Raw genomic sequence first — 21,919 nt, forward strand, 5'->3', positions numbered from 1 at the left:
CCGGTCCCCGGACCGGGAGTGCGCCCGGAGAGATTCGAACTCTCACTGGACAGGACCTAAACCTGTTGCCTCTGCCGTTGGGCTACGGGCGCCGGGCCCCAGTATCCCGTGCCCGACCCGGGCTCAGGCGTCGAGGCCCAGGTCGCGGCGCAGCTTGGCGACGTGGCCGGTGGCCTTGACGTTGTACTGCGCGAGCTCGATCGTGCCCTGCTCGTCGACGACGAACGTGGAGCGGATGACGCCCTGGACGACCTTGCCGTACATCTTCTTCTCCCCGAAGGTGCCCCACGCCGCCATGGCGCTCTTGTCGGGGTCGGAGAGCAGGGTGATGCCCAGGCCGTCGCGCTCGCGGAAGCTGGCCAGCTTGGCCGGCTTGTCGGGGGAGACGCCGAGCACCTCGTAGCCGGAGGCGCGCAGCGACTCCAGCGAGTCGGTGAAGTCGCAGGCCTGCTTGGTGCAGCCCGGGGTCATCGCCGCGGGGTAGAAGTACACGATGACCTTGCGCCCGCGCAGGTCGGCCAGCGAGACCGTGGCGCCGGTGTCGTCGCCCAGGGTCAGGTCGGGGGCCGGGTCGCCGGGGGAGAGGCGGGTGGGGGCTGCGGTCTCGCTCATCGGGCTGGTCCTGTCCGGTCGGGTAGTGTTGTCGCACACGGTGTGCAATAACGTCACGAGGGCAACGACCCATCCGTGGCACTCGTCGGTGTCGAACCGTAACCGACCACGCCCGGCCACCCCTCGCCACGCCCGACCGCAGGAGACCCGCATGCACGTGCCCGACGGATTCCTCGACGCACCGACGTCGGTCGGCACCGGCGTGGTGGCCGCCGCCGCCGTCGGCCTGGCCCTGCGCGGTGCGCGCCGCGAGCTCGACGACCGCACGGCGCCGCTGGCCGGCCTCGTCGCGGCGTTCGTCTTCGCCACCCAGATGCTCAACTTCCCCGTCGCGGCGGGCACGACCGGCCACCTCATGGGCGGTGCGATCGCCGCGGTGCTCGTGGGGCCGTGGACCGGGGTGCTCTGCACCAGCGTGGTCTTCGTCGTGCAGGCCCTGCTCTTCGCCGACGGCGGCATCACGGCCCTGGGCACCAACATCGTGCTGATGGGCGTCGTGACCTGCGCCGTCGGCTGGGGCGTCTTCCGGCTGCTCCAGACGGTGCTGCCCAAGCGGGTGTCCATGGTGCCGCTGGCCGCCGGGATCGGGGCCTTCGTGTCGGTGCCGGTCGCGGCGCTGGTCTTCGTCGGCCTCTACGCCGTGGGCGGCGTCGCGCCGCTCCCGCTCGACAACCTCACCACCGCGATGCTGGGGGTGCACCTGCTCATCGGCGTCGGCGAGGGGGTCATCACCTTCCTCGCGGTCGGCTCGATCATCGCCGTGCGCCCCGACCTCGTCCACGGCGCACGCCGGGTCCTGGCCCAGCGCACCCTCGAGGTCCGCACCTCCCCGACGGCGAGCGCGGCATGAGGCGCCCCGGCACCCGCCCCGGCACCCGCATGGTGCTCCTCGGGGTGCTCGTCGTCTCGCTGCTGCTCGCGGGCGTCGTGAGCTTCTACGCCGCCAGCGCCCCCGACGGGCTGACCAAGGTCTCCCAGGACCAGGGCTTCGCCGACACCGAGACCGACCACGCGGCCGGCGACGGACCCTTCGCCGGCTACGGCAGCAGCTTCATCTCCGACGAGCGGCTCTCCGGAGGAGTGGCCGGCGTCGTGGGCGTGCTCGTCGTGCTCGCGCTGGCCGGGGGGCTGACCCTGCTGGTGCGCCGCAGGGGCGAGCCCGCCGACCAGCCCGTCGACCAGCCCGTCGACCAGCCCGCCGACCAGCCCGTCGACCAGGACCACTGACGTGGGCGCCGGTCACGGCCACACGCTGCACTTCCACGGCCACTCCGCGGTCCACCGGGCCCCGGCCCACCTGAAGATCGTCGCGCTCGTGGCGTTCATGGTGGTCGTGGTGGCCACGCCGCGCGAGTGGTTCGCGGCCTACGCCGGCTTCCTGGTCGTGCTGCTCGGGGTCGTCGCGCTCTCGCGGGTGCCCCCGACGTACCTGCTCAAGCGCATGGTGGTCGAGGTGCCCTTCGTGCTCTTCGCGCTGCTGCTGCCCTTCGTGGCCCACGGCGAGCGGATCGAGGTGCTCGGGGTCTCGGTCAGCGGCCCGGGGCTGCTGGCCGCCTGGGCGCTGCTGGCCAAGGGCACCCTCGGGGTGCTGGCCAGCCTGACGCTGGCCGCCACCACCGAGCCGCAGGCCCTGCTGCGCGGCCTGGAGCGCCTGCGCCTGCCCAGCCTGCTGGTGCAGATCATGGGCTTCATGATCCGCTACCTGGAGGTCGTCACCACCGAGCTGCAGCGGATGAAGGTCGCCCGGGAGTCGCGGGGCTTCTCCGCGCGCAACCCGCGGCACTGGCCGGTGCTCGCGCGCTCCATGGGGTCGCTCTTCATCCGCTCCTACGAGCGCGGCGAGCGGGTGCACCTCGCGATGCTCTCGCGGGGCTACACCGGCACCATGCCGCGATGAGCGCGGGCACCGGCGCGATGATGTGCCCATGACCACGCCCGTGCTCGACGTCCGCGGCCTCGCCTACGCCTACCCCGACGGCCACCAGGCCCTCTACGGCGTCGACCTGCACGTGCACCGCGGCGAGCGCGTCGCGCTGCTGGGCCCCAACGGCGCCGGCAAGACCACCCTCGTGCTCCACCTCAACGGCATCCACACCGCCGGGGCCGGCAGCGTGAGCGTCAGCGGGCTGCCGGTGACCAAGGAGAACCTCGCCGAGGTCAGGCGACGCGTGGGCATCGTGTTCCAGGACCCCGACGACCAGCTCTTCATGGGCTCGGTGCGTGCCGACGTCGGCTTCGGGCCCGCCAACCTCGGGGTCAGGGGCGCCGAGCTCGACCGTCGCGTCATGGCCGCGCTCGAGCAGGTCGGCATGGCCGACTACGCCGACCGGCCGCCACACCACCTGTCCTTCGGCCAGCGTCGCCGCGTCGCGGTCGCGACCGTGCTGGTCATGGAGCCGGAGGTGCTCGTGCTCGACGAGCCCTCCTCCAACCTCGACCCCGCCTCGCGACGCGAGCTCGCCGACATCCTGCGCTCGCTCGACGTCACCGTGCTCATGGTGACCCACGACCTGCCCTACGCCCTGGAGCTCTGCCCGCGGTCGGTGGTGCTCCACGACGGCACGGTCGTGGCCGACGGCGCGACCTACGACGTGCTGACCGACGACGACCTGATGCGCCGCCACCGCCTCGAGCTGCCCTTCGGCTTCGACCCGCGCAGCCTCGGCCGCGGCGCGGGTTGGTAGCGTGAGCGGGTGACCAACGAGCCCAAGCAGCCCAGCGCCCTCGAGCGTGAGATCGAGGAGACCCGCGAGCGTCTGGCCGGCACCATCGACCAGCTGCTGCACCGGGCCAGCCCCAAGACCATCGCCGGGCGCCAGGCCTACTCGCTGAAGGCCCACTACGTCGACGTCGATTCCGGTGAGCCGCGCACCGACAACATCCTCAAGACCGTCGGTGTGGTCGTCGGCGTCGTGGTGACGCTCGTCGTCGTGCGCCGCGTCGTGCGCTGACGCCGCCCCCCGGACAGGCCGAGCCCGTGTCGGACAAGCTGCCGATCAAGATGCTGCACGACCGCGTGCTCGTCGAGATCGACGCCGAGGCCGGCGAGCGCCGCTCGTCGGGAGGCATCGTGATCCCGGCGACCGCGGCGATGGGCGCGCGCCGGCTCTCCTGGGCCCGCGTCGTGGCCACCGGGCCCAGCGCCCGCTCGGTCGAGACCGGCGACCGCGTGCTCTTCGACGCCGACGACAAGTCCGAGGTCGAGGTGCACGGCGAGCTCTACGTCGTCATGCGCGAGCGCGACGTGCACGCCGTGGCCGCCGAGCGGCTGGGCGACGAGGCCACCGGGCTCTACCTCTAGCCCGGGCCCCGCCGGCCGGCCGCGCGTCCTACGTCGTGACCGGCTGCGGCGAGGGGGCGTCCGGCTCGAGCTCGACCGCGTCGTCGGTCTGCTCGGTCGCGGGGTCGTGGATGTCGGGGATCCGCATCGCGGCGGCCGCGGCCACCAGCATGCCGACGGCCAGGATCGCGAAGCCGATCGTGTAGCCGCTCTCCTCGGGGAAGCCGGCCGGGTTCATCCGGGCGGTCACGATGCCGGCCATGACGGCCGAGCCGATGGAGCCGCCGATGGTGCGGATGTTGGCGTTCATGCCGCTGGCCACGCCGGTCTGCTCGCGCGGCACGCTGGCGATGACCACGCCGGCCAGGCTGGAGAAGACCAGGCCCGAGCCGAGGCCCTGGGCCGTGGTGGCGGCGTAGAGCTGGGCGGTGGTGTCGTGGAAGAGCGCCATCGAGGCGAAGGCCGCACCGCTGATCAGGGTGCCGGTGACGATGACCAGGCGGGCGCCGAAGCGGCCGATGAGGCGGGCGGTGAGGAAGCCGACCACGAAGCTGGCCACGGCGCTGGGCAGCAGCAGGTGGCCCGACTCGGTGATGGTGGCGTCGAAGCCGTAGCCGGCCGCCGACGGGGTCTGGAGGAACTGCGGCAGGAAGCCGAAGGAGGCGAACATGCCGAAGCCGACGAAGGCCCCGACGACGTTGGTCGTCCAGACACCGCGCAGGCGCATCATCTGCATGTCGATGAGCGGCACCGGCACCCGCGTCTCGACGCGCACCCACAGGGCGGCGAGCACGGCGGCGGCCGCGAGCAGGCCCAGCACCTCGACCGAGGCCCAGCCCCACTTGTTGCCCTGGCTCACGGCCAGCAGCAGGGCGACCAGCCAGCCGGCGAGCAGCACGGCGGGCACGGCGGGCAGGCGCCCGGGGGTGCGCACGGGCGACTCGGGCACCAGCACGAGCGCGGCGAGGGCGGCGACGGCGGTGGCGATCATCGGCAGCCAGAACAGCCAGTGGTAGCCCAGCGAGTCGACGATCGGTCCGGCCACCACGATGCCCGCCCCGAAGCCGACAGCGGTGAGCGAGGCGATGACGCTGAGGGCGCCGGTGACCCGACCGGTGAACTCGTCGCGGATGATGCCGAACGACAGCGGCAGCACGCCGCCGCCGAGGCCCTGCACGACGCGGGCCACGATCAGCCAGCCGATGCTCGGCGCCAGCGCGGCCATGAGCGAGCCCACGGCCAGGGCGCTCAGGGTGACCACGAGCATCTTCTTCTTGCCCACCGCGTCGCCGACACGGCCCAGCAGCGGGGTCGCGATCGAGGCCGAGAGCAGGTAGGCGGTCAGCACCCACGTCACGGTCGTCTGGTCGGTGTCGTACTCGAGCTGGATCTGCGCCAGCACCGGCACGATGAGCGACTGCAGCAGCGCGAAGGACGAGACCGCGACGGTGAGGACGGCGAAGGTGAGGCTCTGGTTGCCACGGATCGCTGGTGACACGGGGAGGGGCTCCTGGGTGGGGCTCGTGGGGCGGGCCGCGCGGTTGGTTGCGCGGGTCAACCGTGACTGAACCACACGGCGTCGAGCGGCATTCCCGCAGCCGGTCGCCCGAGGTCCCGGAGCACGGCCGTGCCCCCAGCTGTCACCTCCACGGGTGATGGGTGGGACCCGACCACGCGCGTAGCGTCTGCTCCATGATCGGATTCCTTGTGGCAGGCCTCATCATCGGCGCGCTCGCGCGCCTCATCAAGCCCGGCAAGCAGAACCTGGGGCTGCTCGCGACCCTCGGTCTCGGCCTCGTCGGCTCCCTCATCGGAGGGCTCATCGCGCAGCTCTTCGGCACCGGCGGCATCTTCGAGCTGAACGTCATCGGCTTCGTGCTCGCCGTCATCGCCGCCGTGCTCCTCATCGGCGTCGCCGAGGGCGTCGCGGGCAAGAGCAAGACCCGCGTCTGACGCAGACCCACCGCACGACCCCTCGCCCCGCCGCGCACCCGCGCGGCGGGGCGATCTGCGTCCCGGGCCCCTCGCGCCAGGGAAGCGTCAACGCCGGTCCGCAGGGCGTCAGGGAAGCGTCAAGACCCGCCGGCGGGACGGTGCGGCGGCCCTAGACAGGGGGAGTGCCCGATCTCGCCTTCCTCCTGCTGACCCTGGTCTCCTTCCTCCTGCTGACGCTTCTCGTCGGCGCACTGCGGTGAGCGCCCTCGGCCCCGCGCTCGGCCAGGTCCTCCTCCTCGCCGCGCTGCTCGCGCTGACCGTGCCCGTCCTGGGGCGCCGGCTGGCCCTGATGTACCTCTCCCCGCGCCACCTGCGCGTCGAGGCCGCGGTCTACCGCGGCCTGCGCCTGGACCCCGACGCCGACCAGCACTGGCGCACCTACGCCCTGTCGGTGCTCGGCTTCTCGATGGTCGGGGTGCTCGGGCTCTACGCCCTCGGGCGCCTCCAGCAGCACCTGCCGCTGTCCCTCGGCTTCCCGGCGCTGCCCGCCGACGGTGCCTGGAACACCGCGGTCAGCTTCGTCACCAACACCAACTGGCAGTGGTACTCCGGCGAGGCCGCCCTGGGCCACACGATGCAGATGGCCGGCCTGACGGTGCAGAACTTCGTCTCCGCCGGGGTCGGCATGGCCGTCGCGGCGGCCCTGGCGCGCGGCCTGGCCCGCAGCGGCCGCGACGGTCGGGTCGGCAACTTCTGGACCGACCTCGTGCGCAGCGTCGTACGGGTGCTGCTGCCGATCGCGCTGCTCTCCGCGCTGCTGCTCGTGGCGCTCGGGGCGGTGCAGAACCTCGCCGAGCCCCACGCCGTGACCACGCTGAGCGGCGCCACCCAGGAGATCACCGGCGGGCCGGTGGCCAGCCAGGAGGCGATCAAGCAGCTCGGCACCAACGGCGGCGGCTTCTACAACGTCAACTCCGCCCACCCCTTCGAGAACCCGTCGCCGGCCAGCAACCTGCTCGAGACGTACCTGATGCTGCTGGTGCCCTTCGCGATGGCCTGGGCCTTCGGCCACCTCGTGCGCGACCGCCGTCAGGGCGGCGCCGTGGTGGCGGTCATGGCCCTGCTGCTCACGACCTCGGTGGCGCTGCTGACCTGGGCCGAGATGGCCGGGCCCGGCTCCGCGCCCGAGCTCGCCGGCGGAGCGCTGGAGGGCAAGGAGGTCCGCTTCGGCACCGCCGGGTCGGCCCTGTGGGCGGCCGTCACGACCGGCACCTCGACCGGTGCGGTCAACGCCATGCACGACTCGCTCACCGCCCCCGGCGGGGGCATCGCCCTCTTCAACATGATGCTCGGCGAGATCTCGCCCGGCGGTGTCGGGTCGGGGCTCTACGGCATGCTGATGCTCGCCGTCGTGACCGTCTTCCTCAGCGGTCTGATGGTGGGTCGCACACCGGAGTACGTCGGCAAGCGCATCGGCCAGCGCGAGATCGTGCTGGTGGCGGGCTACGTGCTCACCACCCCCGTGCTCGTCCTCGTCGGCAGCGCCGTGGCCCTCACCGCTCCGGCCGGTCTGGCCGGGCTGCAGGAGGGCGGCCCCCACGGGCTGACGGAGGCGGTCTACGCCGTGACGTCGGCGAGCAACAACAACGGCAGCGCCTTCGGTGGGCTGACGTCGGGCACGCCGTTCTGGAACACCCTGCTCGGCCTGTGCATGCTGCTGGGCCGCTTCGTCCCGATCGTGCTGGTGCTGGCGCTCGCCGGTCGCTTCGCCGAGCAGCACCCACGACCGCCCGGGGCCGGCACGCTGCCGACCCACCGTCCCCTCTTCGTCACCCTGCTCGCCGGCGTCGCCCTGGTCCTGGTCGGTCTGACCTACGTGCCCGTGCTCGTGCTCGGCCCGATCGTGGAGTCCCTCTCGTGACCACCTCCCTGCTGACGACCGTCAGCGCGGCGCTGCCCGGCGCCCTGCGCAAGCTCGACCCGCGTCTCCTCCTCGCCACCCCGGTCATGCTCGTCGTGGAGGTCGGGGCCGTGACGACCACCGTGCTCAGCGTCCTCGACCCCAGCGCACTGGCGGTCCTCGTCTCGCTCTGGCTGTGGCTCACCGTGCTCTTCGGCAACCTCGCCGAGTCGGTGGCCGAGGGCCGGGGCAAGGCCCAGGCCGCGAGCCTGCGGGCGCTGCAGCAGGAGACCACCGCACGTCGCCTGGACCGCCGCGGCGAGGAGGAGCAGGTGTCGAGCACCTCGCTGCGCGTCGGCGACCTCGTCGTGGTGGAGGCGGGGGAGCGGATCCCCGGTGACGGGGACGTCGTCGAGGGTGTCGCCTCGGTCGACGAGTCGGCCGTGACCGGGGAGTCGGCCCCGGTGATCCGGGAGTCCGGGGGCGACCGGTGCGCCGTCACCGGCGGCACCACGGTGCTCTCCGACCGCATCGTGGTGCGCATCACCTCCGCGCCGGGGCAGTCGTTCGTCGACCGGATGATCGCCCTGGTCGAGGGCTCGCAGCGCCAGCGCACCCCCAACGAGATCGCGCTCGGCGTGCTGCTGGGGGCGCTGACCATCGTCTTCGTCGTGGTGTGCGCGACCCTCTACCTCATCGCCGACCACAGCGACGCCGACCAGTCGGTGGTGGTGCTCGTGGCGCTGCTGGTGTGCCTGATCCCCACGACCATCGGGGCCCTGCTCTCCGCCATCGGCATCGCCGGCATGGACCGGCTCGTGCGACGCAACGTGCTGGCCATGAGCGGGCGCGCCGTGGAGGCGGCCGGGGACGTCGACGTGCTGCTGCTCGACAAGACCGGCACCATCACCCACGGCAACCGGCGCGCCAGCGCGCTGCTCCCGGCCGGCGGCGTCTCGGACGCGGAGCTGGCCGAGGCCGCGCTCCTCGCCTCCCTGGCCGACGAGACCCCCGAGGGGCGCAGCATCGTCGACCTCGTGGGCTCGACGTACGACGGGGTGCCGGCGGGAGCGTCGCTGGTGGAGTTCAGCGCCACGACCCGGATGAGCGGGCTGGACCTCGACGGTCGCAGCGTGCGCAAGGGAGCCGCCTCGGCCACGTCGCGGTGGGTGCTCGACGGCGGGGGTGCGGCCTCCCCGGAGGTCGACGCCGCCGTGCAGGAGGTGAGCGCGAGCGGCGGCACGCCGCTGGTGGTCGCCGAGCGCGTCGGCGACGGGCCGGCCCGCCTGCTCGGGGTGGTGCACCTCAAGGACGTCGTCAAGGACGGCATGCGCGAGCGCTTCGCGGAGCTGCGCGCCATGGGCATCCGCACGGTGATGGTGACCGGCGACAACGCGGTGACCGCCCACGCGATCGCCCGGGAGGCCGGCGTCGACGACGTGCTCGCCGAGGCCACGCCCGAGGAGAAGCTCGCGCTCATCCGCCGCGAGCAGCAGGGCGGCCGGATGGTCGCGATGTGCGGCGACGGCACCAACGACGCACCTGCGCTGGCCCAGGCCGACGTCGGGGTGGCGATGAACACCGGCACGACCGCGGCCAAGGAGGCCGGCAACATGGTCGACCTCGACTCCGACCCCACCAAGCTGATCGAGGTCGTGGAGATCGGCAAGCAGCTGCTCATCACCCGCGGGGCGCTGACCACCTTCTCGATCGCCAACGACGTGGCGAAGTACTTCGCGATCCTGCCGGCGATGTTCGTGGTCGCCTTCCCGCAGCTGGAGGTGCTCAACGTGATGCGCCTGAGCAGCCCGGAGTCGGCGATCGTGTCGGCCGTCGTGTTCAACGCCCTGGTCATCGTCGCGCTGGTGCCGCTGGCGCTGCGCGGGGTCGCCTACCGGCCGTCGTCGGCCGCCGACCTGCTGCGGCGCAACCTGCTGCTCTACGGCGTCGGCGGCCTGGTCGCCCCCTTCGTCGGGATCAAGCTGCTCGACCTCCTCGTCTCCCTCGTCCCCGGTCTCTGAGAGGACCCCGCGTGAAGACCCTGCTCGCCTTCTCCCGCCAGAGCCTCGCCGGCCTGCGCGTGCTGCTCGCCGCCACGCTGCTGCTCGGCGTGGCCTACCCCCTGCTGGTCACCGGTGTCGCCCAGGTCGCCTTCCCCTGGCGGGCCGACGGCTCGCTGGTGAGCGTCGAGGGGGAGCGCACCACCGACCCCGACGAGGCCGCGGGCTCCGCCCTCGTCGGACAGCTCGTCGACGACGACCGGCTCTTCCGGCCCCGGCCCTCGGCCGCCGGCGAGGGCTACGACATGCTCGCGACCTACGGCTCCAACCTCGGCCCCGAGAGCCCCGAGCTGCTCGACCTCATCGCCGAGCGGCAGGCCGAGGTCGCCGCCCGCGAGGGCGTCGACGTCGCCGACGTCCCGCCCGACGCGGTCACCGCGTCGGCCTCCGGGCTCGACCCCGACATCTCGCCGCGGTACGCCGCCCTGCAGGTGCCGCGCGTCGCCGCGGCCAGCGGCCTGCCGGAGGCGAGGGTGCGCGACCTGGTGGCCGAGCACACCGCCGGTCGCACGCTCGGCGTGCTCGGCGAGCCCCGCGTCGACGTGCTCGGGCTCAACCTCGCCGTCGTGGACGCGGCGGGGCTGGAGATCCCGGCGGTGCCGGGCCCTCAGGCTGGCCGGGCGGTGAAGTAGCCCGCGTCGGCGAGCATCGAGGCGCAGCGGGCGCACAGCTCGACCCGCTCGCCGCCGAGGACGTCGGCGGCCCCCCGCTGACGGACCCCGGTGACCTCGGCGGCGACGGGGGAGAGGTGGTGACCGCTCGCGCAGCGCCGCGGGCGGTCGGGGGCGGCGGACGCAGCCGTGGGTCGCAGCGGCAGCGGGTCGCGAGCCGGCGGGGCCCAGGTGAGCGCGAGCGGGAGCCCGGTGAGCAGCAGCGGGTCGCTCGCGTCGCGGGTGGCCAGCCCTTGGAGGAGCAGGGTCGCCGCGACCGCGGGCGTGCGCACGCGGAAGGGGAAGCCGGCCTCGGCCGAGCGGCGGCAGTGCTGCAGCAGGGCGGGGTCGACGAGCGGGCTGGTCGGGGTGCTGGACACAGGTGGCTCCTCAGGGGCGGAGACCTGTCCAACGAGTCCCGGGCGAGGAAGTGACGGTCGGGGCGTTGACGGACGCCGGGGCGGGATGTAACCATCCTCACAACGCGATGTTTACGCAAACATCACATCCGCGACACCCCGAGGAGGCAGGCCGATGGCGGTCCAGCAACCGATCGCAGACCGTGCCCCGCGCAACCGCCGCCGGTGGACGGGCTGGGGCTTCCTGGCGCCGTTCGTCGCGGTCTTCGCGCTGGTGTTCCTGGCTCCGATCGTCTACTCGGTCTACCTCAGCCTCTTCCGCGACCAGCTCATCGGCGGCACGTCGTTCGTCGGGCTCGACAACTACACCCAGGTGCTCGGCGACGACGCCTTCTGGGAGTCGCTCACCCGCGTCGGCCTCTTCCTGGTCGTGCAGGTGCCGGTGATGCTGCTGCTCGCGCTGCTGGTGGCGCTGGCCATCGACAGCGGGCGTCTCTACGGCGCGTCGTTCTTCCGGATCTCGATCTTCCTGCCCTACGCCGTGCCCGCCGTCGTCGCCTCGCTCATGTGGGGCTTCATGTACGGCGACCGCTTCGGCCTGGTCGGCAACGTCAACGACGCCCTCGGCACCTCGCTGCCCGACCCGCTCAGCCCCACCTGGGTGCTGGCCTCCATCGGCAACATCGTGACCTGGGAGTTCGTCGGCTACAACATGCTGATCTTCTTCGCCGCCCTGCGCACCATCCCCACCAGCCTCTACGAGGCCGCCTCCATCGACGGGGCCAGCGAGTGGCGGGTGATCACCTCGATCAAGCTGCCCGCCATCCGCGGGGCGCTCGTGGTGGCGACGATCTTCTCGATCATCGGCAGCTTCCAGCTCTTCAACGAGCCGAGCATCCTGCAGAGCCTGGCGCCCAACGCGATCACCACCGACTTCACGCCCAACCTCTACGCCTACTCGCTGTCCTTCTCGGGCCAGCAGTACAACTACTCCGCCACCGTCGCGATCGTGATGGGCCTGGTGACCATGGTCATCGCCTACGTCGTGCAGCTGCGCGGCATGCGCAAGGAGCTCTGACGTGACTACCACGCCCCTGGCCCCCACCCCGCCCGACCGTGGCGCGGCCCCCGTCCGCCCGGACCCCCGCCTGCGCTCCAGCCGCTCCGGCGCCCGCCGCGGCGGCGTCCCGGTGACCGGGGCCCCCGCCGAGCGCCGCGCCCGGCGCAGCCCGCTGCTGACCGCCCTCACCGGCATCGTGCTCGTCTACAGCCTGGTGCCCCTGCTGTGGCTGGTCATCAACGCCACCAAGACCCAGGGCGACCTCTTCACCTCCTTCGGGCTGTGGTTCTCCGACGACTTCTCGCTGTGGTCCAACCTCACCGAGACCTTCACCTACGACGACGGCATCTTCCTGCGCTGGCTGCTCAACACGCTGCTCTACGTCGTGCTCGGCGCCGGCGGCGCCACCGCGCTGGCGGTGCTGGGCGGCTACGCCCTGGCGCGTTTCGACTTCCCGGGCAAGAAGGCGGTCTTCGCCGTCGTCATCGGGGCCGTCGCGGTGCCGGGCACGGCGCTGGCGGTGCCGACCTTCCTGATGTTCAGCCAGATGGGGCTCACCAACACACCGTGGGCGGTGATCATCCCCTCGCTCATCTCGCCCTTCGGCCTCTACCTGATGTGGACCTTCGCCACCGACGCCATCCCCACCGAGCTCATGGAGGCCGCGCGCGTCGACGGCGCCTCGGAGTTCCGGGTGTTCTGGCAGATCTGCCTGCCGCTGCTCATGCCGGGCGTCGTCACCGTGCTGCTCTTCACCATGGTCGCGACCTGGAACAACTACTTCCTGCCGCTGATCATGCTCAAGGACCCCGACTGGTACCCCCTCACCCTCGGGCTCAACGCGTGGAACGCCCAGGCGTCCACCGCGGGCAGCGAGGCCGTCTTCAACCTCGTCATCACCGGCTCGGTGGTCACCATCCTGCCGCTGGTCGCCGTCTTCCTGCTGCTCCAGCGCTACTGGCAGTCGGGCCTGGCCGCCGGCTCCGTCAAGGAGTGAGCGCGCACCCGCGCCCCACCACCCCGCACCACCACCCGCACCACCCCACCGATCCCCCCGGGACGCACCGTCCAGGGCAGGCACGATCCGAGAGGACCACCCACACCATGAAGAACACGAACCGACGCAACCGCTGGCTCGGAGCGGTCGCCGTCGCCGCCGTCGGGGCGCTCAGCCTGAGCGCCTGCGGCTCGGGGGACGACTCCGCCTCCGGCGGGGAGCAGGTCTCCGCCGACGCCGTCGACGCCGCGCTCGAGGAGGGCGGCACCCTCACCGTGTGGGCGTGGGAGCCCACCCTGGAGAAGGTCGTCAGCGACTTCGAGGCGGAGTACCCCAACGTCGACGTCGAGCTGGTCAACGCCGGCACCGGCAACGACCAGTACACCGCCCTGCAGAACGCGGTCTCGGCCGGCAAGGGCGTGCCCGACGTCGCCCAGGTCGAGTACTACGCCCTGCCGCAGTTCTCCCTGGCCGGCAGCGTGAGCGAGCTGAGTGGGTTCGGCGCCGCCGACCTCGAGGACACCTTCACCCCCGGCCCCTGGTCCTCGGTGCAGCAGAACGACGGCATCTACGGCCTGCCCATGGACTCCGGCCCGATGGCGATGTTCTACAACCAGGAGGTCTTCGAGGAGTACGGCATCGAGGTGCCGACCACCTGGGAGGAGTTCATGCAGGCCGGTCGCGACCTCCAGGCCGCCGACCCCGACGTCTACATCACCAACGACACCGGCGACGCCGGCTTCGCGACCAGCCTCATGTGGCAGGCCGGGGCCCAGCCGTTCGCCTCCGAGGGCGAGGACGTCACCATCGAGTTCTCCGACGAGGGCGCGCAGACCTACGCCGACACCTGGCAGACCATGATCGACGAGGAGCTCCTCGCCCCGATCAGCTCGTGGAGCGACGAGTGGTTCTCCGGCCTCAACGACGGCACCGTGGCCACCCTGGTCACCGGCGCCTGGATGCCGGCCAACCTCGAGTCCGGTGCCCCCGACGGCAAGGGCGACTGGCGCGTCGCGCCGATGCCGCAGTGGGAGGCCGGCGCCGAGACCACCGCCGAGAACGGCGGCTCCTCGCTGACCATCCCGACCGACGCCCAGGAGAAGGAGCTGGCCTACGCCTTCCTGGAGTACGCCAACGTCGAGGACGGTGTGCAGACCCGCGTCGACGGCGGCGCCTTCCCCGCCACCGTCGCGGAGATCGAGTCCGACGAGTTCGTCGGCAAGGAGTTCCCGTACTTCGGCGACCAGAAGGTCAACGAGGTGCTCTCCGAGTCGGCCGGCCAGGTCGCCGAGGGCTGGTCCTACCTGCCGTTCCAGGTCTACGCCAACAGCATCTTCAACGACACCGTCGGCCAGGCCTACGTCTCCGACGAGCCCCTCGCCGACGGCCTCGCCGCCTGGCAGGAGCAGATGACCGAGTACGGCGAGCAGCAGGGCTTCTCCGTCTCCTGACCGGACCCGCCCCTCGCTGCACCGCAGCACCCCGCCCCACCCCCGTCGGTGCGACGGGACCGGCCCGGCCCGGTCCCGTCGTACCGACGGTCCCTTCCTCCGAGGAGCACGCACCATGACCGCCCCGACCTCCCACCGCTGGCTGCGCTGGCCCACCCGGCCCGACGAGCCGCGCATGGCCTTCGGCGCCGACTACAACCCCGAGCAGTGGCCGCGGGAGGTGTGGGCCGAGGACGTCGCCGCGATGCGCGGCGCGGGGGTCAACGTCGTGTCGGTCGCGATCTTCTCCTGGGCCCGGCTCCAGCCGGCGCCCGACCGCTTCGACTTCGCCTGGCTCGATGAGGTCATGGACCTCATGCACGTCCACGACATCGCCGTCGACCTGGCCACCGCCACCGCCTCGCCGCCGCCGTGGCTGACCACCCTGCACCCCGAGGTGCTGCCGGTGAGCTTCGAGGGCCACACCGTGTGGCCCGGGGCCCGCCAGCACTGGCGCCCGACCTCGCCGGTCTTCCGCGAGCACGCGCTGCGCCTGGTGCGCGCCGTGGCCGAGCGCTACGCCGAGCACCCCGCCCTGGCCGCCTGGCACGTGAGCAACGAGCTGGGCTGCCACAACGTCCACGACTACTCCGACGACGCCGCGCGCGCCTTCCGCACCTGGCTCCAGGCGCGCTACGGCAGCGTCGAGGCCCTCAACCACGCCTGGGCCACCAGCTTCTGGTCGCAGCGCTACGGCGCGTGGGAGGAGGTGCTGCCGCCGCGCTTCGCCGGCCACGGCTCCTTCATCAACCCCACCCAGCGCCTGGACTTCCAGCGCTTCTCCTCCGACGCCCTCGCCGAGCACCTGCGCGCGGAGCGCGACGTGCTGGTCGCGATCACCCCCGACGTGCCGGTGACCACCAATTTCATGGTGATGGGGGAGACGCGCGGCATGGACTACGCCGCCTGGGCCGCCGACGTCGACTTCGTCTCCAACGACCACTACGTGCAGGACGGCGAGCGCCCGCTCGACGAGCTGTCCTTCTCGGCCAACCTCACCGGCGGCATCGCCGGCGGCCGCCCGTGGTTCCTCATGGAGCACTCCACCAGCGCGGTCAACTGGAAGTCGGTCAACGTCCCCAAGCGCCCCGGCCACCTCGTGCGCGACTCGCTCACCCACGTCGGCCACGGCGCCGACGCGGTCTGCTACTTCCAGTGGCGCCAGTCGCAGGGCGGCGCCGAGAAGTACCACTCCGCGATGCTGCCCCACGCCGGCACCGGCACCGCCCTGCACCGCACCGTGCAGGAGCTCGGCGTGCGCCTGGCCGCCCTGTCGCCGGTCGTGGGAAGCAGCCGGCGCCCCGCCGACATCGCCATCGTCTTCGACTGGGACTCCTGGTGGGCCGCCGAGGGCAGCGGCACGCCCACCCAGGAGCTGCGCTACCGCCAAGAAGCGCTCGACTGGTACTCCGCCTGCCTCGACCTGGGGCTGCGCGCCGACGTCGTGCCCCTGGCCGCCGACCTGTCGGGCTACGCCCTGGTCGTGGCACCGGTGCTGCACGTCGTGCCGGCGGCCCTGGCCGAGCGGCTCGAGGCCTACGTCGCCGGCGGCGGCCACCTGGTGACCACCTACTTCTCCGGGGTCGTCGACGAGCACGACCACGTCTGGCTCGGTGGCTACCCCGGCGCGCTGCGCGACCTGCTCGGCCTGCGGATCGAGGAGTTCGGCCCGCTGGAGCCCGGCACGAGCGTCGACCTCGACAACGGCACGGCGGGCTCGGTGTGGGCCGACGGCGTCGACCTCGTCGACCCGGCCGTCGAGGTGCGCGTGCGCTACAAGGACGGCGTGCACGCCGGCTCGCCCGCCGTGACCCGCCGCCCGGTCGGTGCGGGCTCCGCGTCGTACGTCGGGACCCGGCTGGGCGCGAGCGGCGTCGCGCCGGTGCTGGCCGACCTGGCCCGCGACGCGGGCGTGGTCTCCGAGCTGCCCGAGGAGGCGCGCGGCGCGGTGGAGCTGATCCGTCGTGAGCGCGAGGGCGAGCAGTACCGCTTCCTCGTCAACCGCACCGACGGCTACGTCGAGCTCCCGGCCCCGGCCGGCGAGGTGATCGACGGCGCCGCCCCCGCCTCCGACCGGCTGGTGATCGCCCCGCGCGAGGTGGTCGTCGTGCGCAGCGCCGACTGAGCCTCAGCCGGGCGGGGGAGCGGTGCTCGCGCGCACGACGAGCTCGGTGGGCACCAGCACCGTGGTGGGCGGGGTGCGCCGGTCGCGCAGCTGGGCCAGCACCCCGGCCACCGAGTGGCGCCCGACGCCGGCGAAGTCCTGTCGCACCGTGGTGAGCGGGGGGATGTAGCTCGCCGCGTCGGGCACGTCGTCGAAGCCGACGACGCTGACGTCCTGCGGCACGCGACGGCCGGCCTCGTGGAAGGCGCGGAGCAGACCGAGGGCCATCTGGTCGTTGGCGGCGAACACCGCCGTGCAGCCCGGCTCGCCGGCCAGCCGCTGGCCCGCCGCGTAGCCCGACTCCGCGCTCCAGTCGCCGCGCAGCAGGGGCGGGGCCGTGCGGCCGGCCGCCTCGAGGGTCGTGCGCCACGCCTCGCAGCGGCTCTCCCCGGCGTAGGAGGCCTCGGGGCCGGCGACGTGCCACACGGTCTCGTGGCCGAGGTCGAGCAGGTGCTGCACGGCCTGCCGGGCACCGAGGTGCTGGTCGGTGTCGACGACGGAGTGGCGGTCGGTGCCGCCGGAGTCGACCACGACCATGGTCATGCCGGGCGGGAGCACGGCCTGGGCGGTGTCGAGCAGGTGCACCTCCATGATGGCGATGACGCCGTCGACCGCGAGCTCGCTGAGCCGGTCGAAGGCGCCGGCCACCTTGGCCTGGGTGGGGGCCACGGGGAGGAGCGTGATCGCGTAGCCCTGCTCGGCGGCGGAGTCGGCGATGCCCTCGAGCGTGCGCATGTTGCCGGTGGTCGACAGCGTGAAGAGCACGACGCCGATCGTGCGGAACTCGCCCCGCTTGAGGGCCCGCGCGGCACCGTTGGGCCGGTAGCCGAGCTCGTCCATCGCCCGCAGGACCCGCTCGCGGGTGGCGTCGACGACGTCGCCGGCCCCGTTGGAGACCCGCGAGACCGTCTGCGCCGAGACGCCGGCGAGCTTGGCGACGTCGGCCATGGACACGCGCCGGTGCGGGGCCGGGGGAGGGGGTTCGGTGGTGGTCAACGGGCCTGCTCTCGGTGGTGGTGGCGCCACCACGATCCTCGCCTGCCGGGGACCTCCCCGGCAAGGCGGGGGCTTGACGGTCGCGGGGTGCGGTGAGACGGTCGTCACAGGCGATGTTTGCGCAAACATCCTGTCATGGACGGGGCGGTAGCGCACCCCTCGTCGCGCCCTTCCGTCCTCTCCAGAGAGCAGCGCAGCATGAGAGCACCCACCCCCCGACGCGGGCTCGCAGCCCTCGCGGTCTCGGCGGTCGTCGCCGGGCTCGCCTGCCAGCCCACCGCCGCAGCGGCCGCGCCCGCCGCGGCACCCACCGCGGCACCCACCCCGTCGGCCGCCCCGTCGGCCGCCGCCGACGACGGGGTGCCCGACGTGACCGTCACGCCCGACCCGTCGTACCAGGGCGGACCCTTCGAGGGCTGGGGCACCAGCCTGGTGTGGTTCGCCAACGCCACGGCGACTACCCCGACGCGATCCGCCAGGAGCTGCGCGACCTGGTCTTCGGCGACGAGGGCCTCAACCTCAACATCGCGCGCTACAACATCGGCGGCGGCAACGCTCCGTCGGTCGAGGACTACCTGCGCCCCGGTGGCGCGGTCGAGGGCTGGTGGAAGGCGCCCGCGGGCCCGCAGCTCACGCCGCAGGACAAGGACTGGTGGGACCCCGCCGACCCGGCGCTGTGGAACGAGGACGCCGACGCCACCCAGCGCTGGTGGATCGACGCGATCAAGGCCGACATCACCCACTGGGAGGCCTTCAACAACTCCCCGCCGTGGTTCCAGACCGTCTCGGGCTACGTCTCGGGCGGCTTCGACCCCAGCGCCGAGCAGATCCGCGCCGACACCGTCGACGACTTCGCCGCCTACCTCGTCGGCGCCATGGAGCGGCTCGAGGCGGCCCACGGCATCACCTTCGACACCGTCGACCCCCTCAACGAGCCCAACACGCCCTACTGGGGCACGCAGCTCGGCGCCGACGGCCAGCCGACAGGCGGACGCCAGGAGGGCGCTCACGCCGGCCCTGCCATGCAGGCCCGGGTCATCACGGCCCTCGAGGAGGCGCTGGCGGCCAGCGACCTCGACACCCCGATCTCGGCCATGGACGAGACCAACCCCGGCACCTTCGTGCGCAACTGGTACGCCTACGACCAGCCGACGCAGGACCTCGTCGAGCAGCTCAACGTGCACACCTACGGCACCGGCCAGCGCACGTCGGCGCGTGACCTCGCCAAGGGCGAGGGCAAGCCGCTGTGGATGAGCGAGGTCGAGGGCTCGTGGGGCGCGGGCCAGAGCTTCACCGACATGGCGCCCGGCCTGGGCATGGCCGAGCGGATCACCGACGACCTGCGCGAGCTCGAGCCCGACGCCTGGGTCTTCTGGCAGCCGGTCGAGGACCTGAAGAACATGGAGCCCGGCGGCGAGAGCGCCGCCGGGGCCAACTGGGGCAGCATCCAGCTCGACTTCGACTGCGGTGACGGCGACGTGCTCGTGCGCGACCCCGCCGCCCCGCCCGCCGAGGGCACCTGCCGGATCAAGACCAACACCAAGTTCGACACCGTGCGCAACTACACGCACTACATCGAGCCCGGCGACCGCCTGGTCGCCACCGACTCGACCGACTCCACCGCGGCGCTCACCGACGAGGGCGTCACCGTCGTGCACGTCAACGACTCCGACGCCGCCCGCGACGTCACCCTCGACCTCGCGAAGTTCGCGTCGGTGGCCGACGGCGCCACCGTCACGCCGGTGGTCACGAGCACCGCCGGCGCGCTGCGCACGGGCACACCGACCGTGGTGCGCGACGGCGAGGCCACGCTGCGCCTGCCCGCCCGCTCGGTGACCACGCTGCTGGTCTCGGACGTCTCCGGCGTCGCCGAGGACGCCGCACTGGTGCAGGAGGACCACGTCTACCGCCTGCGCGGCGTGCAGAGCGGGAAGTCGCTCGCCCCGGCCGCGACCGGGTCGGGCGTCGTGATCCGCACCGACAGCGCCTCGGCCCCCGACCAGGTCTGGCGGCTGCGGCCGCTCGCCGACTCGGTGAGCAACCGGCAGCGCTACACGCTCAGCACCGGTGACGGCGCGCTGCTGCTCGCCGCCGGGGCCGACGACCCGACGCTGGTCGCCGCCGACACCGGGTCGACCCCGGCCGAGAGCGCGCAGTGGATGCTCTCCACCACCGGTGACGGCACCTACACCGTCGTCAACGCCGGCACCGGTCAGCTCCTCGACGTGCCCGGCGGGGCCACCGCCGACGGCACCCGGGTGGCGTTCTACACGCCGACCTCGGGCGACAACCAGCGCTGGCGGATCCTCGACGAGACCGTGCAGGGTGTCCGGCCCACCGCCGTCGTCACACCCGTCGGGGTCGCCCCCTCCCTGCCCGCGAGCGTCACCGGGGTCTACGCCGGCGGCGACCGCGACGGCCTGCCCGTCGTCTGGGACCTGCCGGCCGACTCCGCGTGGCAGCAGCCCGGCACGGTCGTCGTGCCCGGCATCGTGACCACCTCCGACGGGCAGAGCCTCACCACGACCGCCGAGGTCACCGTCGACACCCTGGTGTCCACCCGCCCGGCGCGCGCGGCGACGTACGTCGGTCAGGCCCCGACCCTGCCCACCACCGTCACCGCGGTGGGGGAGTCGGGCGCCACCGTCGAGCGGCCGGTCACCTGGGAGACCGCGTCCGCGGATGCCTTCGACCAGACCGGCGTGGTCGAGCTGGAGGGCGTCGCCGACGCCGGGGCCGGGCGCACCCTGCCCGCGACCGTCGCGGTGCGGGTGACCGAGCCCGTGCCCGGCGTGGTGCCCACGCCGCAGGGCACCACCGTGGCCGCGACCTTCACCGAGCCCGGCTACGGCACCGCCGGGCTGCTCGACGGCGACCTGGGCGACAAGGCGTGGTCGAACTGGAGGTCGTCGGCCAAGAACACCTCCGACACCCTCACGATGACGTTCCCCGACGTCCGCACGCTCACCGGCCTGCGGGGTGTGTTCTTCAAGGACGGCGCGAGCGACAGCTACCCCGCCTCGGTGCGCGTCGAGGTGCCCACCGGCGACGGTGGGTGGCGACAGGTCGGGGAGACCACGTCGATGGCCGCCGGGCTGGCCTCGCCGGTCGTCACCGTCACCTTCCCCGGGGTCGAGGTCGACCGGGCCCGTCTGGTGATGACCGCCCGCGACAACACCCACCTGACCATGAGCGAGCTGCAGGTGCTGGGTCAGGTCGCCGCCCAGGGCTCCGACGCCGGCCTCGCCGAGCTGCGTGTGGCCGGCACCCCGCTGCCCGGCTTCGACCCGGCCCGCGAGTCCTACACCGTCACCTCCACGCAGGTCCAGCAGGTCGCGGCGCGCGCCGCCGACCCCTTCGCCACCGTGGAGGTCCAGCAGGCCGGCGACGGTCGCACCGCCCGGGTCGTGGTCACCAGCGAGGACGGCTCGGCGACCCGCACCTATGCGGTGACGTTCCAGGCTCCGGGCACCGACCCCGACCCGCAGCCCGCTGGGCAGACGATCATCTTCGCGAAGCCCTCCGACATGGAGGTCGGCGATCCCGACCAGCAGCTGTTCGCGACGGCGACCTCCGGCCTCGGGGTCTCCTTCCGCACCGACGGGCCGTGCACGGTGACGGTCGACCGGCTGCGGGCCACCGGGGTAGGTGCGTGCACCGTCACCGCCTCGCAGGCCGGTGACGCGACCTACGCCCCGGCGCCCGAGGTCGAGCGGACCGTCGTGGTCACCGAGACCGTCGAGGCCCCCGTCGAGCCGGAGCCGGAGCCGGAGCCCGTCCTCGTCGACGGCTTCGAGGAGCCCGGTCGTCTCGACGACGCCTGGGTCGGCAGCACCTCACGCGCCGACTACCGCGTGACGCCCCGCGGTCTGCGGGTGGGGCGCGGGGGCCCGATCCTGCACACGGGGTCCCGCCAGGGCGCCGACCAGGAGGCCGCCGTCACCCTCGAGCGCGTCGCCCCCGGCGCCCGCTCGCTCGGCCTGCTCCTCGAGGCCCAGGGCCAGGACGGCTTCCGACGCGGCCTGGCCGTCACCTGGAACCCCCAGACCCAGCGCGTGCGTCTCGCGGTGAAGCGCTCGGTGGCCTCGGCCTGGACCCGCTCGGTCGGCCCGAGGGTGGACCTCGCCGAGGGCGACGTGCTCGGCGCCCGCACCGTCGGCGACCGGGTCGAGGTGCTGCGCGACGGCGAGGTCGTGGCGACCTTCGTGCTCGAGGGCCGCGCCGCCACGGCGTTCGTCGGGCGCGGTGGCCACGTGGGGATCTGGGCGCAGCGCGCCACCGGCTCGGTGCTCGACGACCTGGTGGTCGGGCCCGCGACCGGCTCGCAGGAGTGAGCGGCTGACCCTCGCACGACCCGCAGACGACGGCGGCGGCAGGACCGAGGTCCTGCCGCCGCCGTCGACGTGCGTGGTGCTG

Annotated in this window: 19 protein-coding genes and 1 tRNA gene; 15 read left to right on the top strand and 5 right to left on the bottom strand. The window is 73.1% G+C overall.

Annotated features, from left to right (window positions below; all coding sequences use genetic code 11):
• Positions 1-19 precede the first annotated feature (19 nt).
• Both ASF47_RS08800 and bcp read right to left on the bottom strand, forming a co-directional pair.
• Positions 20-92, bottom strand: a tRNA-Leu gene (locus ASF47_RS08800).
• Positions 93-123: 31 nt separating this feature from the next.
• A complete protein-coding gene (bcp, locus tag ASF47_RS08805) occupies positions 124-612 on the bottom strand; it encodes a thioredoxin-dependent thiol peroxidase (protein WP_056863671.1) in 489 nt (162 codons plus the stop codon).
• A gap of 151 nt (positions 613-763) precedes the next feature.
• On the opposite strand from bcp, the gene ASF47_RS08810 reads away from it, so the two are divergent.
• The 6 genes from ASF47_RS08810 to ASF47_RS08835 are packed head-to-tail and all read left to right on the top strand — an operon-like array spanning position 764 to position 3,913.
• Positions 764-1,462: an energy-coupling factor ABC transporter permease gene (locus tag ASF47_RS08810; RefSeq protein ID WP_056863672.1), complete on the top strand. Its 699-nt coding sequence runs from the start codon at positions 764-766 to the stop codon at positions 1,460-1,462.
• Positions 1,459-1,839, top strand: coding sequence for a PDGLE domain-containing protein (locus tag ASF47_RS08815; protein ID WP_082500173.1), 381 nt, complete (start codon positions 1,459-1,461; stop codon positions 1,837-1,839). The genes ASF47_RS08810 and ASF47_RS08815 overlap by 4 nt, the downstream gene beginning before the upstream one ends.
• 1 nt (position 1,840) lies before the next feature.
• On the top strand, positions 1,841-2,509 hold the full coding sequence (gene cbiQ / locus ASF47_RS08820; protein ID WP_056863673.1) for a cobalt ECF transporter T component CbiQ: 669 nt from the start codon (positions 1,841-1,843) through the stop codon (positions 2,507-2,509).
• Positions 2,510-2,537: 28 nt separating this feature from the next.
• The gene (locus ASF47_RS08825; RefSeq protein ID WP_056863674.1) at positions 2,538-3,296 is read left to right on the top strand and encodes an energy-coupling factor ABC transporter ATP-binding protein; all 759 of its coding nucleotides are present in this window, start codon (positions 2,538-2,540) and stop codon (positions 3,294-3,296) included.
• A 9-nt stretch (positions 3,297-3,305) separates the two neighbouring features.
• Positions 3,306-3,563, top strand: a complete 258-nt coding sequence (locus tag ASF47_RS08830) for a DUF3618 domain-containing protein (RefSeq protein ID WP_056863675.1) — start codon at positions 3,306-3,308, stop codon at positions 3,561-3,563.
• Between the two features lie 26 nt (positions 3,564-3,589).
• Positions 3,590-3,913: a GroES family chaperonin gene (locus tag ASF47_RS08835; protein ID WP_425572641.1), complete on the top strand. Its 324-nt coding sequence runs from the start codon at positions 3,590-3,592 to the stop codon at positions 3,911-3,913.
• 28 nt (positions 3,914-3,941) lie between these two features.
• Here the strand turns inward: ASF47_RS08835 and ASF47_RS08840 are convergent, their stop codons facing one another.
• Entirely contained in the window at positions 3,942-5,390 is a 1,449-nt protein-coding gene (locus ASF47_RS08840) for an MFS transporter (protein ID WP_056863676.1), read from the bottom strand.
• A gap of 194 nt (positions 5,391-5,584) precedes the next feature.
• Here ASF47_RS08840 and ASF47_RS08845 point away from each other — a divergent pair, with 194 nt between their 5' ends.
• The 4 genes from ASF47_RS08845 to kdpC all read left to right on the top strand — a co-directional run bounded on the left by ASF47_RS08845 (position 5,585) and on the right by kdpC (position 10,419).
• Positions 5,585-5,845, top strand: coding sequence for a GlsB/YeaQ/YmgE family stress response membrane protein (locus ASF47_RS08845; RefSeq protein ID WP_056863677.1), 261 nt, complete (start codon positions 5,585-5,587; stop codon positions 5,843-5,845).
• Between the two features lie 238 nt (positions 5,846-6,083).
• Positions 6,084-7,748, top strand: a complete 1,665-nt coding sequence (gene kdpA / locus ASF47_RS08850) for a potassium-transporting ATPase subunit KdpA (protein WP_056863678.1) — start codon at positions 6,084-6,086, stop codon at positions 7,746-7,748.
• Positions 7,745-9,748 carry a potassium-transporting ATPase subunit KdpB gene (gene kdpB, locus ASF47_RS08855; RefSeq protein ID WP_056863679.1) on the top strand — a complete coding sequence of 668 codons (2,004 nt, stop codon included), beginning with the start codon at positions 7,745-7,747 and terminating at the stop codon, positions 9,746-9,748. Before kdpA ends, kdpB begins: the two co-directional genes overlap by 4 nt.
• A gap of 11 nt (positions 9,749-9,759) precedes the next feature.
• Positions 9,760-10,419: a potassium-transporting ATPase subunit KdpC gene (kdpC, locus tag ASF47_RS08860; RefSeq protein ID WP_056863680.1), complete on the top strand. Its 660-nt coding sequence runs from the start codon at positions 9,760-9,762 to the stop codon at positions 10,417-10,419.
• Here kdpC and ASF47_RS08865 read toward each other — a convergent pair.
• Positions 10,395-10,817, bottom strand: a complete 423-nt coding sequence (locus tag ASF47_RS08865; protein ID WP_056863681.1) for a hypothetical protein — start codon at positions 10,815-10,817, stop codon at positions 10,395-10,397. The two genes, kdpC and ASF47_RS08865, sit on opposite strands and share 25 nt — an antisense overlap.
• A gap of 154 nt (positions 10,818-10,971) precedes the next feature.
• On the opposite strand from ASF47_RS08865, the gene ASF47_RS08870 reads away from it, so the two are divergent.
• The 4 genes from ASF47_RS08870 (at position 10,972) to ASF47_RS08885 (ending at position 16,468) form a co-directional block, all read left to right on the top strand.
• Positions 10,972-11,874 carry a carbohydrate ABC transporter permease gene (locus tag ASF47_RS08870; RefSeq protein WP_056863682.1) on the top strand — a complete coding sequence of 301 codons (903 nt, stop codon included), beginning with the start codon at positions 10,972-10,974 and terminating at the stop codon, positions 11,872-11,874.
• A 1-nt stretch (position 11,875) separates the two neighbouring features.
• Entirely contained in the window at positions 11,876-12,853 is a 978-nt protein-coding gene (locus tag ASF47_RS08875) for a carbohydrate ABC transporter permease (RefSeq protein ID WP_056863683.1), read from the top strand.
• 107 nt (positions 12,854-12,960) lie between these two features.
• Entirely contained in the window at positions 12,961-14,304 is a 1,344-nt protein-coding gene (locus ASF47_RS08880; RefSeq protein WP_056863684.1) for an ABC transporter substrate-binding protein, read from the top strand.
• A 115-nt stretch (positions 14,305-14,419) separates the two neighbouring features.
• On the top strand, positions 14,420-16,468 hold the full coding sequence (locus tag ASF47_RS08885) for a beta-galactosidase (RefSeq protein ID WP_056863685.1): 2,049 nt from the start codon (positions 14,420-14,422) through the stop codon (positions 16,466-16,468).
• 3 nt (positions 16,469-16,471) lie between these two features.
• Here ASF47_RS08885 and ASF47_RS08890 read toward each other — a convergent pair whose 3' ends face one another.
• Positions 16,472-17,455: a LacI family DNA-binding transcriptional regulator gene (locus ASF47_RS08890; RefSeq protein WP_056863686.1), complete on the bottom strand. Its 984-nt coding sequence runs from the start codon at positions 17,453-17,455 to the stop codon at positions 16,472-16,474.
• Positions 17,456-17,937: 482 nt separating this feature from the next.
• Between ASF47_RS08890 and ASF47_RS08895 the strand changes: the two genes are divergently transcribed.
• Positions 17,938-21,837, top strand: a complete 3,900-nt coding sequence (locus tag ASF47_RS08895) for an Ig-like domain-containing protein (protein WP_200919016.1) — start codon at positions 17,938-17,940, stop codon at positions 21,835-21,837.
• Positions 21,838-21,919: the final 82 nt, after the last annotated feature.

Origin of the sequence: Nocardioides sp. Leaf285 (assembly GCF_001422955.1) — a bacterium.
GTDB classification, from domain to species: Bacteria; Actinomycetota; Actinomycetes; order Propionibacteriales; family Nocardioidaceae; genus Nocardioides; species Nocardioides kribbensis.